General features: G+C 68.8%; 12 protein-coding genes. 6 read left to right on the forward strand and 6 right to left on the reverse strand.

Annotated elements, in window-relative coordinates; translation table 11 throughout:
• Window positions 1-72: 72 nt before the first annotated feature.
• Window positions 73-3,480 carry a pyruvate carboxylase gene (locus BIU99_RS06365; RefSeq protein ID WP_071260291.1) on the reverse strand — a complete coding sequence of 1,136 codons (3,408 nt, stop codon included), beginning with the start codon at window positions 3,478-3,480 and terminating at the stop codon, window positions 73-75.
• Window positions 3,481-3,553: 73 nt separating this feature from the next.
• Between BIU99_RS06365 and BIU99_RS06370 the strand changes: the two genes are divergently transcribed.
• Window positions 3,554-4,420: a ParA family protein gene (locus BIU99_RS06370; protein WP_079002579.1), complete on the forward strand. Its 867-nt coding sequence runs from the start codon at window positions 3,554-3,556 to the stop codon at window positions 4,418-4,420.
• A gap of 173 nt (window positions 4,421-4,593) precedes the next feature.
• Here the strand turns inward: BIU99_RS06370 and BIU99_RS06375 are convergent, their stop codons facing one another.
• The 4 genes from BIU99_RS06375 to BIU99_RS06390 all read right to left on the reverse strand — a co-directional run bounded on the left by BIU99_RS06375 (window position 4,594) and on the right by BIU99_RS06390 (window position 7,261).
• A complete protein-coding gene (locus BIU99_RS06375; RefSeq protein ID WP_064297014.1) occupies window positions 4,594-5,142 on the reverse strand; it encodes a MerR family transcriptional regulator in 549 nt (182 codons plus the stop codon).
• Window positions 5,143-5,344: 202 nt separating this feature from the next.
• Entirely contained in the window at window positions 5,345-6,049 is a 705-nt protein-coding gene (locus tag BIU99_RS06380) for a MerR family transcriptional regulator (RefSeq protein WP_064297015.1), read from the reverse strand.
• Window positions 6,049-6,570, reverse strand: coding sequence for an FHA domain-containing protein (locus BIU99_RS19325; protein WP_139205352.1), 522 nt, complete (start codon window positions 6,568-6,570; stop codon window positions 6,049-6,051). Before BIU99_RS19325 ends, BIU99_RS06380 begins: the two co-directional genes overlap by 1 nt.
• Complete coding sequence (locus BIU99_RS06390; protein WP_071260293.1) at window positions 6,563-7,261, reverse strand: CDP-alcohol phosphatidyltransferase family protein; 699 nt, start codon at window positions 7,259-7,261, stop codon at window positions 6,563-6,565. Before BIU99_RS06390 ends, BIU99_RS19325 begins: the two co-directional genes overlap by 8 nt.
• Window positions 7,262-7,299: 38 nt before the next feature.
• Between BIU99_RS06390 and BIU99_RS06395 the strand changes: the two genes are divergently transcribed.
• The 3 genes from BIU99_RS06395 (at window position 7,300) to BIU99_RS06405 (ending at window position 9,082) form a co-directional block, all read left to right on the forward strand.
• Complete coding sequence (locus BIU99_RS06395; RefSeq protein ID WP_071260296.1) at window positions 7,300-7,671, forward strand: RNA-binding S4 domain-containing protein; 372 nt, start codon at window positions 7,300-7,302, stop codon at window positions 7,669-7,671.
• A gap of 97 nt (window positions 7,672-7,768) precedes the next feature.
• Window positions 7,769-8,224, forward strand: a complete 456-nt coding sequence (locus BIU99_RS06400) for a VanZ family protein (RefSeq protein ID WP_079002583.1) — start codon at window positions 7,769-7,771, stop codon at window positions 8,222-8,224.
• Between the two features lie 111 nt (window positions 8,225-8,335).
• On the forward strand, window positions 8,336-9,082 hold the full coding sequence (locus BIU99_RS06405; protein WP_082916274.1) for a GTP pyrophosphokinase family protein: 747 nt from the start codon (window positions 8,336-8,338) through the stop codon (window positions 9,080-9,082).
• Here BIU99_RS06405 and BIU99_RS06410 read toward each other — a convergent pair.
• Window positions 9,079-9,543 carry an N-acetyltransferase gene (locus BIU99_RS06410; RefSeq protein ID WP_064297018.1) on the reverse strand — a complete coding sequence of 155 codons (465 nt, stop codon included), beginning with the start codon at window positions 9,541-9,543 and terminating at the stop codon, window positions 9,079-9,081. The two genes, BIU99_RS06405 and BIU99_RS06410, sit on opposite strands and share 4 nt — an antisense overlap.
• 150 nt (window positions 9,544-9,693) lie before the next feature.
• Here BIU99_RS06410 and BIU99_RS06415 point away from each other — a divergent pair, with 150 nt between their 5' ends.
• On the forward strand, window positions 9,694-10,458 hold the full coding sequence (locus tag BIU99_RS06415; protein WP_083397215.1) for a DUF1684 domain-containing protein: 765 nt from the start codon (window positions 9,694-9,696) through the stop codon (window positions 10,456-10,458).
• Between the two features lie 68 nt (window positions 10,459-10,526).
• Window positions 10,527-12,020 carry an ABC transporter substrate-binding protein gene (locus BIU99_RS06420; protein WP_071260299.1) on the forward strand — a complete coding sequence of 498 codons (1,494 nt, stop codon included), beginning with the start codon at window positions 10,527-10,529 and terminating at the stop codon, window positions 12,018-12,020.
• The last annotated feature ends 53 nt before the right edge of the window (window positions 12,021-12,073 follow it).

The following is a 12,073-nucleotide window of genomic DNA, read 5'->3' on the forward strand; positions in this document are numbered from 1 at the left end:
GCGGGACAGGTGTGGTGGACGCGGAGACCGGCCGCGTCGCCTCGAGGAGGGACGCGGCCGGTCTCGGGAGGGTCAGGCGCTCGGCTTCACGACGACGAGCAGGTCGCCCGCCTCGACCTGCTGGGTCGCCGGGATGGCGAGGCGCTCGACGACGCCGGCGACGGCGGTCGTGATCGCCGCCTCCATCTTCATGGCCTCGATCGAGGCGACCGGCTGGCCGGCCTCGACGCGGTCGCCGACGGCGACCTTCACGGTCACGACACCGGAGAACGGGGCGGCCACCTGGCCGGGGACGGAGGTGTCGGCCTTCTCGGCCGCGCGGGAGTCGACCTCGATGCTGCGGTCGCGGACGAACACCGGCCGCAGCTGACCGTTGAGGGTCGCCATGACGGTGCGCATGCCCTTCTCGTCGGCCGCACCGATCGCTTCGAGCCCGACGAACAGCCGGACGCCCTTGTCGATCTCGACGACGTGCTCCATGCCCGGCTCGAGGCCGTACAGGTAGTCGGCGGTGTCGACGACGGAGAGGTCGCCGTACAGGTCGCGCTGCTGCTCGAACTGCTTGGTCGGCGCCGGGAACAACAGGCGGTTGAGGGTCGAGCGGCGCTCGGTGGACTCGCCGTCGAGCGAGGCCTGGTCCTCAGCGGAGATCGGCGTGATCCCGATGTCGACCGAACGACCGGCGAGGACCTTCGAGCGGAAGGGCTCCGGCCATCCGCCCGGGAGCTCCCCGAGTTCGCCCGCCATGAACCCCACGACGGAATCCGGGACGTCGTACTTGTCGGGGTTGGCCTCGAAGTCCGCCGGATCAGCCTTGACGGCGGCGAGGTGGAGGGCGAGGTCGCCGACGACCTTGCTCGACGGGGTCACCTTGGGCACCCGACCGAGGATCTTGTTGGAGGCCGCGTACATGTCCTCGATGAGCTCGAAGTGGTCTGCGAGTCCGAGCGCGATCGCCTGCTGGCGGAGGTTCGACAGCTGACCGCCCGGGATCTCGTGCGTGTACACGCGACCGGTCGGGCCCGCGAGTCCTGACTCGAACGGCCGGTACATCGCGCGGACGGCCTCCCAGTAGGGCTCGAGGTCGGCGATCCCCTGCAGGGAGATGCCGGTGTCGCGCTCGGTGTGGGCCAGCGCGGCGACCAGCGAGGACGCGGACGGCTGACTCGTCGTGCCGGCCATCGGCGCGCTCGCGACGTCGACCGCGTCGGCGCCCGCGTTGCTCGCCGCGAGGAGGGTCGCCAGCTGTCCACCGGGGGTGTCGTGCGTGTGCACGTGGACCGGCAGGTCGAACCGCTCGCGGAACGCCGCGACGAGCTTGGCCGCCGCGGATGGACGGAGGAGCCCCGCCATGTCCTTGATGGCGAGCACGTGGGCACCGGACTCGACGATCTTCTCGGCGAGACGGAGGTAGTAGTCGAGGGTGTACAGGTCCTCGGCCGGGTTCAGCAGGTCCCCGGTGTAGCAGACCGCGACCTCTGCGACGGTCGTCCCCGTCTCCAGGACCGCATCGATGGCCGGGCGCATCTGCGACACGTCGTTGAGGGCGTCGAAGATCCGGAAGATGTCGATACCGGTGTCGGCGGCCTCCCGCACGAAGGCGTTCGTCACCTCCGTGGGATAGGGCGTGTAGCCGACGGTGTTCCGGCCGCGCAGCAGCATCTGGATCGCGATGTTCGGCATCGCCTGACGCAGCGAGGCCAGTCGCTCCCACGGCTCCTCACCGAGGAAGCGGAGGGCCACGTCGTACGTCGCGCCACCCCAGGCCTCGACGGAGAGCAGTTCCGGGGTGAGCCGCGACACGAACGGTGCGACCGCGAGCAGGTCCTTCGTCCGGACGCGCGTGGCCAGGAGCGACTGGTGGGCGTCGCGGAAGGTGGTCTCGGTCACGGCGAGGGCGGTCTGGGCGCGGAGGGCGTCAGCGAAGCCCTTCGGTCCGAGCTCGAGCAGCCGCTGACGCGAGCCGGCCGGGGCGTCGGCCGTGATGTCGATCGCGGGCAGCTTCTCGACCGGGTCCGGTCCGGACGGACGCGACCCGTTGGGCTGGTTGACCGTGACGTCGGCGAGCCAGTTCACGATCTTCGTCCCGCGGTCCTTCGAGACGTGCCCGCGGAGGAGCTGCGGACGCTCGTCGATGAAGGAGGTGCTGAGGTCGCCGGCCACGAACGAGGCGTCTTCGAGGACCGCCTGCAGGAACGGGATGTTCGTGGAGACGCCGCGGATGCGGAACTCGGCGAGGGCGCGCTTGGCGCGGGTGACGGCCGCCTCGAAGGTGCGCCCGCGGCAGGTGAGCTTCGCGAGCATCGAGTCGAAGTGGGGGCTGATCTGGGCGCCGGAGGCGACCGTACCGCCGTCGAGTCGGATGCCGCCGCCGCCCGGAGAACGGTAGGTCGTGATCTTCCCGGTGTCGGGACGGAAGCCCGCCGTGGGGTCCTCGGTGGTGATGCGGCACTGGAGCGCGAAGCCGCGGAGGTGCAGGGACTCCTGCGTGAGGCCGAGGTCGCCGAGCGACTCGCCGGCGGCGATGCGCATCTGCGACTGGACGAGGTCGACGTCGGTGACCTCCTCGGTCACGGTGTGCTCGACCTGGATGCGCGGGTTCATCTCGATGAACACGTGCTGGCCGGCCCGCTCCCCCGCGGTGTCGAGGAGGAACTCGACCGTCCCGGCGTTGACGTAGCCGATCGACTTGGCGAACGCGATGGCGTCGCGGTACATCGCCTGGCGGGTGTCCTCGTCGAGGTTCGGGGCCGGCGCGATCTCGACGACCTTCTGGTGTCGGCGCTGCACCGAGCAGTCGCGCTCGAAGAGGTGGATGGTCTCGCCGTCGGCGCTCGCCAGGATCTGGACCTCGATGTGCCGGGGGCGGACGACGGCCTGCTCGAGGAACATCGTCGGGTCGCCGAAGGCGCTGTCCGCCTCGCGCATGGCGGCCTCGAGGGCTCCGCGGAGGTCCTCGGCGTTGTCGACGCGGCGCATGCCACGTCCACCACCACCGGCGACCGCCTTCGCGAAGATCGGGAACCCGATGTCGGCGGCACCGGCGAGCAACTCTTCGATGTCGCGGCTGGCCGGCGTCGACTTCAGGACCGGGACCCCGGCCGCGATGGCGTGCTCCTTGGCGGTCACCTTGTTACCGGCCATCTCCAGGACGGAGGACGGCGGACCGATGAAGGTGATGCCGGCTGCCCGGGCGGCCTCGGCCAGTTCCGGATTCTCGGAGAGGAAGCCGTACCCGGGGTAGATCGCGTCGGCGCCCGACTCCTTCGCGACGCGGATGATCTCCGAGACGTCGAGGTAGGCGCGCACCGGATGACCCTCCGTGCCGATCTGGTAAGCCTCATCGGCCTTCAGCCGATGCATCGAGTTGCGGTCCTCATAGGGGAACACCGCAACCGTCTTCGCCCCCAGCTCGTACGCGGCACGGAACGCCCGGATGGCGATCTCTCCGCGATTGGCGACAAGAATCTTCCTGAACATGGAACCCTTCCCACAACAGCCAACTCAGCAAACGTTGAGATTCCCTAGCCTAGTCACGGTAACGTTGAGCCTTGTGCATGTACTCAGCGTTAGCTCCCTGAAGGGGGGCGTCGGCAAGACCACCGTCACCCTTGGCCTGGCTTCCGCCGCGTTCTCGAAGGACATCCGCACGCTGGTCGTGGATCTCGACCCCCAATCCGACGTCTCGACCGGCATGGCCGTCGACGTCGCAGGGCACCTCACGGTGACGGATGTGCTGACCTCGCCGAAGAAGAAGATCGTCGAGCAGGCGATCGTGGCGAGCGGCTGGACGAAGATCCACCCGGGCAAGATGGACGTCATGATCGGCAGCCCGTCTGCGATCAACTTCGACGGCCCGCACCCCAGCATCCGCGACATCTGGCGCCTGGAAGAGGCACTCGCGCACGTCGAGGAGGAGTACGACCTCGTCCTCATCGACAGCGCCCCCTCGCTCAACGCGCTCACCCGCACCGCCTGGGCGGCGAGCGACCGCGTCGCCGTCGTCACGGAGCCGGGCCTGTTCTCGGTCTCCGCCGCCGACCGCGCCCTCCGCGCCGTCGAGGAGATCCGTCGCGGGCTGAGCCCCCGGCTGCAGCCGCTCGGCATCATCGTCAACCGGGTGCGTCCGCAGTCGATGGAGCACCAGTTCCGCATCAAGGAACTGCGCGACATGTTCGGTCCCCTCATCCTCAACCCGCAGCTGCTGGAGCGCACGTCCCTCCAGCAGGCGCAGGGTGCCGCCAAGCCCGTCCACGTGTGGCCGGGTGACACGGCGCAGGAGATGGCGAAGAACTTCGACTCCCTCCTCGACCGCGTGTTGCGCACGGGCCGCGTCGGCGAGTACGCCGACGGCGCTCCCCCGGAGCCGGCTGCCGTCACCAGCCCCGCCGCCGTCGAAGCGCCCTCCACCGACAGCTGAGGTCGCGGCGAGAACGCTCGGCCGCCTCCCGGCCCAGGCGCTCGCTCGGGTCGCCCTTCGACAGGCTCAGAGACCGGCAGGAGCACCAAGTACCCGGGATGCGTGCTCAGGGAACGTGTGGCGCGCGTCGGTGAGCCCTTCGACAGGCTCAGGACCTGCGCCTTCAGCTCGGGTCAGGCGCTACGAGCGGAGCGACGTGCTGCGAGCTCGTCCATGGGGTCGGCCGACTGTGCGTCGAACTCGATGAGCGTGGACTCCACCTCGCGCAGCACCTTGCCGACGGCGATGCCGAAGACGCCCTGTCCGCGACTGACGAGGTCGATGACCTCGTCGTTGGAGGTGCAGAGGTACACACTCGCGCCGTCGCTCATGAGCGTGGTCTGGGCGAGGTCGACGATGCCCGCTTCGCGGAGCTGGTCGACCGCCGTGCGGATCTGCTGCAGGGAGATGCCCGTGTCGAGCAGTCGCTTGACGAGCTTGAGGACGAGGATGTCGCGGAAGCCGTAGAGGCGCTGCGTTCCGGACCCGGATGCACCGCGCACGGTCGGCTCGACCAGACCCGTCCGGGCCCAGTAGTCGAGCTGGCGGTAGCTGATGCCGGCTGCGCGGGCGGCGACCGCTCCGCGGTAGCCCTGGCCCTCTTCGAGTTCTGGAAGCCCGTCGGTGAACAGCAGCCCGAGGTCACCGTACCGTGACGCCCCGTCGCGACTGAGTTCACTCATGTCTGCTTCTCCTCGATGTTCGCTGCACGGTCGGTTCGGTCTCGACGGGGGCGTCGAGACGGCTTGACCACTCCCACCACGCTACCGATCCGCCCCGGTCAACGCTGCGACATCCGTTCGAAACGGACGGCGTGTCGTGACGAGTGATCGAACTGTGACCTGGCCGTGATGGATGAGGGCAGTCTACGCCCTGGGAGGTCGATCAGGAGGATTGGTGTCGCTCGAGTGCCGAGCGGACGAGGTTCGACCGCACGCCCTCGAGCTGTGCGGCGATCTCCAGCGCCCGGTCGGCGGTGCGTGCCCGGCCGGCGGCGTCGTTCCGCTTGGCGACGGCGCTCAACGCGCTCTCGATGAGCCCGACCTCGCGCTCGATCGAGGCGCGGAACCCGCGGAGGTGCCGGGGTTCGATGCCGGAGCGCTGCAACTCCACCAGGATCCGCAGGAGGGACGCGACGTCCTCGCCGTAGTTCTCGGCGGGCAGGATCAGCGACGCGCTCACGGCGTCGTTGAAGAGCATCGGGGTGGCGCCGGCTTCACGGATCAGTTCGTTCCGCGAGAACCTGCGAACGCCGGGATGGATCGACGGCGCGCCGACGGCCTGCCCGCTGCCCGGGAACAGGGGCGACCGCCCCGCGTCGACCTCGACGAGGTAGGTGCGGATGACCTTGAGGGGGAAGTAGTGGTCGCGCTGCATCGACAGGATCAGCCGCAGACGTTCGAGGTCCTCACTCGAGAACTTCCGGTAACCCGACTTCGTCCGTGCCGGGGACACCAGCCCCTGCTCCTCGAGGAACCGGAGCTTCGAATTGCTCAGTTCGGGGAACTCCGGAGTGAGGCGTGCGAGCACCTGCCCGATGCTCAGCAGCGGAGCGCCATCGCTTCGCGCGTTCGCGCTGGCTGCCGCCACTAGCTTCCCAGCTGGGAGGCGAGGTCGATCCGCGACGCGTAGAAGGTGAGGCGGAACTTGCCGATCTGCACCTCGGCGGCGTCACGCAGGATCGCCTTGTCGATGCGGACACCGTCGAAGTACGTGCCGTTCAGCGAGTTGAGGTCGCGGATCTCGAACGCGGTCCCGTGACGGTGGAACTCGGTGTGCCGACGCGACACCGTGACGTCGTCGAGGAAGATGTCTGCCTCGGGGTGACGTCCGACGGTCGTGACGTCGGCGTCGAGGAGGAACCGCGCACCGGCGTTCGGACCACGACGGACGATCAGCAGGGCGGAACCGGACGGCAGGGCCGCGATCGCCTCGTGCTCCTCAGCGGTGACGTCGGAGTCGATCGCCGCGAGGGCCGCTCCGAGGTCTTCACCGAAGGTGAGTGTCGTGTCGACTTCCCGATCGCCCGAGCCGCTCGTCGGGCCGCCGTCGTCGACAGCTCCCGGCGTGTACGCCCCGGTCGCGGGATACTTCTCATCGTGCTCAGCCACCGTCGACCTCCTCTCCGTCAAGCGTATCCGATGTGGCGTCGGTGTCGAGCCGCCCGGTCGAGGGTGACCCGCCGGATCCGGCCCGTTCCCGCTGCTTCGAACGGGCATCCCCCGAGATGCGCACGGTCTGCAGCAGATAGAGGATGCCGGCCCACCAGTAGAGCGTCGCTCCGGCGATCACCGACACCCAACCGAGCGGCGCCGCGATCATCGCGACGGCGGGGAACGCCTGGCCGAGCATGAGGACCGGGAGCCCGATGAAGAGCAGCGCCGTACCCCACTTCCCCACGCGGATGACCGGCAGCACGCCGGTGCCGGACCGGTGGAGCGCGACGGCGAGCCCGACGAGCAGCAGGTCGCGGGCGAACACGACGACGAGCAACCACCACGGGATGAGTCCGCGGGCCGCGAGACCGATCAACGCCGCGAGGATGTAGAGGCGATCGGCGGCCGGATCGAGTTGACGGCCGAGCTTCGTCATCTGGTCGAACCGTCGCGCGATCCATCCGTCGAGCAGGTCGGTGACGCCGGAGAACGCGAGCGTCGCGAGGGCCAACAGGTCCTGCCCCTGCACGAGGAGGATCAGGAAGACCGGGACGAGGAGGATCCGGAAGACACTGAGCGCGTTCGGGAGGGTGACGACGCGGTCCTCACCGGTCCGTCGAGCCCCGCGCCCCGCCCCGTCAGTCACGGGTCGAGTCTACCGATGGGCTGCTCTACCATCGGAGGATGGACAGCCCGTCGAGCGTGCGCGTCGACGCATGGATCTGGGCGGTCCGGCTGACGAAGACCCGCTCGGCCGGCGCGACCGCCTGCCGAGCCGGCCACGTCCGGGTCAACGGCGATCGGGCGAAACCGGCACAGGCCGTCAGGATCGGCGACGAGGTCCGGCTCCGCGTGGCGGGCTTCGACCGGATCGTGGAGGTCCGGCGCCTCATCGCGAAACGGGTCGGCACGGACGTCGCGGCGGAGTGTCTCATCGACCGCTCTCCCCCGCTGCCGACGCCGGCGGAACGGCAGGTCGTGGCCGTCCGCGACCGGGGCGCCGGTCGACCGACGAAGCGTGAACGACGCGACATCGAGCGGTTGCGAGGGCGCTGACGCGCTGCTGACGATCCGACCGGCCTCATCGGCGACGCATCGACCCCGTCCAGGGAACACTCAAGCGCCGCCAAGGTGACTGGGGCATGCTGGGCCGATGTTCCGCCGCCATCCCGTGCTCAGCACCCTCACCGTGGTGTACCTCGCGCTCGTGGCGACCATCACCCTCGGCCCTCGGCCCTTCGACGGCAGGACCGAATCCCTCGTGTACCGACTCGTCGACGTCCTCGCTCGGTGGGAGTCGACGGCTTGGATCACCTACGAACGCCTCGAGTTCGGGGCGAACATCGCCATGTTCGTCCCGATCGGCGTCTTCTTCCTGCTCCTGCTCGGACGGCGGCGCTGGTGGCTCGCCATCCTCGTCGCAGCGGCGCTGACGGTCGGCATCGAGGCCGCGCAGCTCGCGATCCCCGGACGCGTGAGCGATCCCCGCGACCTCCTCGCGAACACGTCCGGTGCCGTCGCCGGGGTCGTCCTCGGCCTGATGCTGACCGCCGGGCGCGCCCGCCGGCTCCAGGCCTCGTCACGCCGCCGCGCGGCCCTGCAGCACTGAAGCGCCCGGCACGGTCCTGATTCACAGGAGGCTGAGAGGCGTTCCAAGGCCGCTTCAGTAGAGTGCGAGCGGGCCGTCGGCCCGTCGGAGACAGAGCTGGAGTGCACGCCCATGACCGGACCAACGTCGTCGGACAACCTCGAGGAGCTGAAGCGCCTCAAGGACGAGTTCACGCGGTTCATGATGCTGTACAAGTTCGGCATCGACGAGATCACCACGAAGCTCAACATCCTCAAGGAGGAGTTCACGCAGATCCACGACTACAACCCGATCGAGCACATCAGCTCGCGGTTGAAGTCGCCGGAGAGCATCATCGGCAAGATCGAACGCAAGCAGTACGGGCAGGACATCGACGACATCCGCGAACACATCACGGACATCGCGGGCATCCGCGTCACCTGCAGCTTCATCTCCGACACGTACAAGGTGTTCGAACTCCTGACGAGCCAGCAGGACATCACCGTGGTGAAGGTCAAGGACTACATCGCGAACCCGAAGCCGAACGGGTACCAGAGCCTCCACGTGATCGTCGAGGTTCCGGTGTTCATGTCCGACGGCGTCGTACAGGTGCCCGTCGAGATCCAGTTCCGGACGATCGCCATGGACTTCTGGGCGAGCCTCGAACACAAGATCTACTACAAATACGACAAGGCCGTGCCGGACAGTCTGCTCGCCGAGCTCAAGCACGCCGCCGAGGCGGCCTCCAGGCTCGACGCGAAGATGGAGCACCTCCACGGAGAGGTCCTCGCGCTCGACCGCGCGACGACCTCGCGGACCACCGCCGACGGGCACCCGAAGCCTCCATCACTCGCCGACCGGGTCATGACCGAGCTGATCGACGGGCTGGACCCGCGTTAGAGCGCCTTGCGCATCTGCACGGCCATCGTCTCGTAGCCGAGCGACTCGTACAGGCCGCGCGCGATCCGGTTGAACCCGAACACGTTCAGCCCCAGCGTCTTCGCGCCCTGCTCCTTGGCCGCCGTCTCGGCGAGCTGCATGGCCTGCCGACCGAGCCCACGGCCACGGAACGACTCGTCGATCTCCACGTCCCAGACCCACCACTCGTCCGGGTGGCTCGTGCTCCGCGGTCCGATCCAGAGCACGCCGACCGCGGCGTCGTCGAGGACCACCTCGAAGACGAGGTGTCCGACCTGGAGCCGGCCGGCCGGGAACGTCTCGGCGAGGGACTGCGCCGCCTTCGCCGTCGCCTCCGCCTCGGTCTCCCCCGCTTCGATGCGTTCGAGGCGGTACTGCGCGTTCGCGGCGAGCATCCACCCCCGCAGTCGATCGGCGGGCATGCGGACGAGCGTGGCGTTCATGAGGACATCCTCCCAGAACGGCGCGACCCCGTCGCTCGCCGTCCTGCGCAGGGTCGTCGCCGGGCTCGGGAATAGTTCCCGCCCGAAACGAGCTGGACTCCGAAGGACACATGATTGGGACCCGCCCGCCGTCATCCGGAGAATCGAGACATGCCGATCCACACCGCCCCGCAGCCGAACGCGATCGCCGAGCACGACGCCTGGCGCGACGACCGCCGAGCCGCCGTGACCTCGCCGCTCGGCAACCTCGCCCTCGTCGAGACACGGTGGCTCGCGGAGGAGACGCCGGCCACCGTCGACGAGGCCGCAGCCGCCATCGACGCCGAGCAGCCGAGCGGCGTCACGGTGACGACGCTCCGCCGCACCCACCTCGACACGGGCCAGGACGAGGTCGGTGTCCGCCGCTGGGACGCGAACGCACCCGCTATCCGCGCGTTCGAGGGCATCGACGTCTTCCCGTACGACCCCGCCTGGGTCCAGACGGCGCGGTTCACGCCGGTCGACGGCTCGCGGACCGTGCCGTTCGAGCACATCCGCGACAACGGCGGATCACGGGAGCTCGTCGTCCCCGGCGACATCGTGTTCACGCGAGACGGGGTCGAGTACACGATGAGCGCCTTCGACGACGGCGGCAGGCTGCTCCTCGTGTTCGGCGACGCGACGAACGGTCGCGACGACGAATCGGGCACCTACGGCGCCGGCCGGTTCCTGTTCGTGCAGCGGACCGACGACGGCGGCTTCGGCACGGCGGGCGAGGTCGTCCTCGACTTCAACCGCGCGTTCGTGCCGCCCTGCGGCTTCTCCGTGCAGTACAACTGTCCGATGCCGCCGCCGCAGAACCGGTTCGCCGGAGCGGTCCTCGCCGGGGAACGGATCGTCCGGTTCCGCGAGGGCTTCGACCTCTACGCCGTCTGACCCGTCCACACCGCCACACCCCACAGCCCGCACCCAGCACCAGCACCCCCCACACCACAGGAGTATCCGTGAAGAGAACCATCGGGCTCGTCGCCCTGTCCGTCGCCGCCGCCGTCGCCCTCGCCGGCTGCGCCGGTGGTGGTGGCAGCTCGGCGACGGGCGACGACGCGACCATCGCCGTCGGCTCGCTCTACGAGCCGCAGAACCTCAGCAACACCGGCGGCGGCGGCCAGGGCGTCACGGAGGCCTTCACCGGCAACGTGTACGAGGGCCTCTACCGCCTCACGGACGACGGCGAGGTCGAGCCCGTGCTCGCCGCCGACAGCACCGTGAGCGACGACGGCCTGACGTACACCTTCACCCTCAAGGACGGCGTCACCTTCCACTCCGGCGACCCACTCACCTCGGCAGATGTGAAGTCGAGCATCGAGGCCGTGACCGCCGAGGACTCGCAGTCGGCGCGGAAGAGCAGCTTCGCGGTGATCTCGGACATCGCGACCCCCGACGACAAGACCGTCGTCATCACCCTCTCCGAGCGCTCCATCTCCTTCATCTACAACCTGAGCTACGTCTGGATCGTCAACGACGCGGCGAAGGACCTCAAGACCACCGAGGACGGCACAGGTCCGTACACGCTCGGCGACTGGAAGCGCGGCAGCACCCTGAGCCTCGAGCGCTGGGACGACTACTGGGGTGAGCCCGCCAAGAACGCGGAGGTGGTCTTCACCTACTTCACCGACGCGACCGCGCTCAGCAATGCGCTCGTCACCAAGCAGATCGACATCATCACGAGCGTGCAGAGCCCCGACCAGCTGAGCCAGTTCACCGACAACGCGGACTACGTCGTCTCCGACGGTGACTCCACGACGAAGGAGCTGCTCGCCTTCAACGACCGGGTCGCCCCGTTCGACCAGGCGCTCGTCCGGAAGGCCGTGTACTCCGCGATCGACACCAAGAAGCTGCTCTCGTCCATCTGGGGTGACTACGGCACACTCATCGGGTCGATGGTCCCGCCGACGGACCCCTGGTACGAAGACCTCACGCAGGTGAACCCCTACGACCCCGAGCTCGCCAAGCAACAGCTCGCCGAGGCGGGCTTCGCCGACGGCTTCACGTTCACGCTCGACACCCCGAGCTACGACCCGCACCCGGCCGTCGCCGAGTTCCTCCAGAGTGAACTCGCGAAGGTCGGCATCACGGTCGAGATCAACACGATCAGTGCGGACGAGTGGTACTCGAAGGTGTTCAAGGAACGCGACTTCCAGGCGACGCTCCAGGAGCACGTGAACGACCGTGACGTCGTCTGGTACGGCAACCCGGACTTCTACTGGGGCTACGACAACCCCGAGGTGACCCAGTGGGTGTCGGAGGCCGAACAGGCGACGACCACCGAGGAGCAGACCGCGAAGCTGAAGCTCGTCAACGAGCAGATCGCCGAGGACGCAGCGAGCGTGTGGCTGTACCTCTACCCGCAGATCGTCGTCGCCGCGAGTGATGTCTCGGGATACGGCGTCAACGGCCTGAACTCGCAGTTCTTCGTGGCGGACATCGTCCGCAAGTAGTCGTCGCCCGGGCCGACCGGCACCGCCCGGTCGGCCCGGGCCTCGCTACGCTG

It is taken from the genome of Plantibacter sp. MMLR14_011, from assembly GCF_001865025.1.
In the GTDB taxonomy this organism is placed as follows: domain Bacteria; phylum Actinomycetota; class Actinomycetes; order Actinomycetales; family Microbacteriaceae; genus Plantibacter; species Plantibacter flavus_A.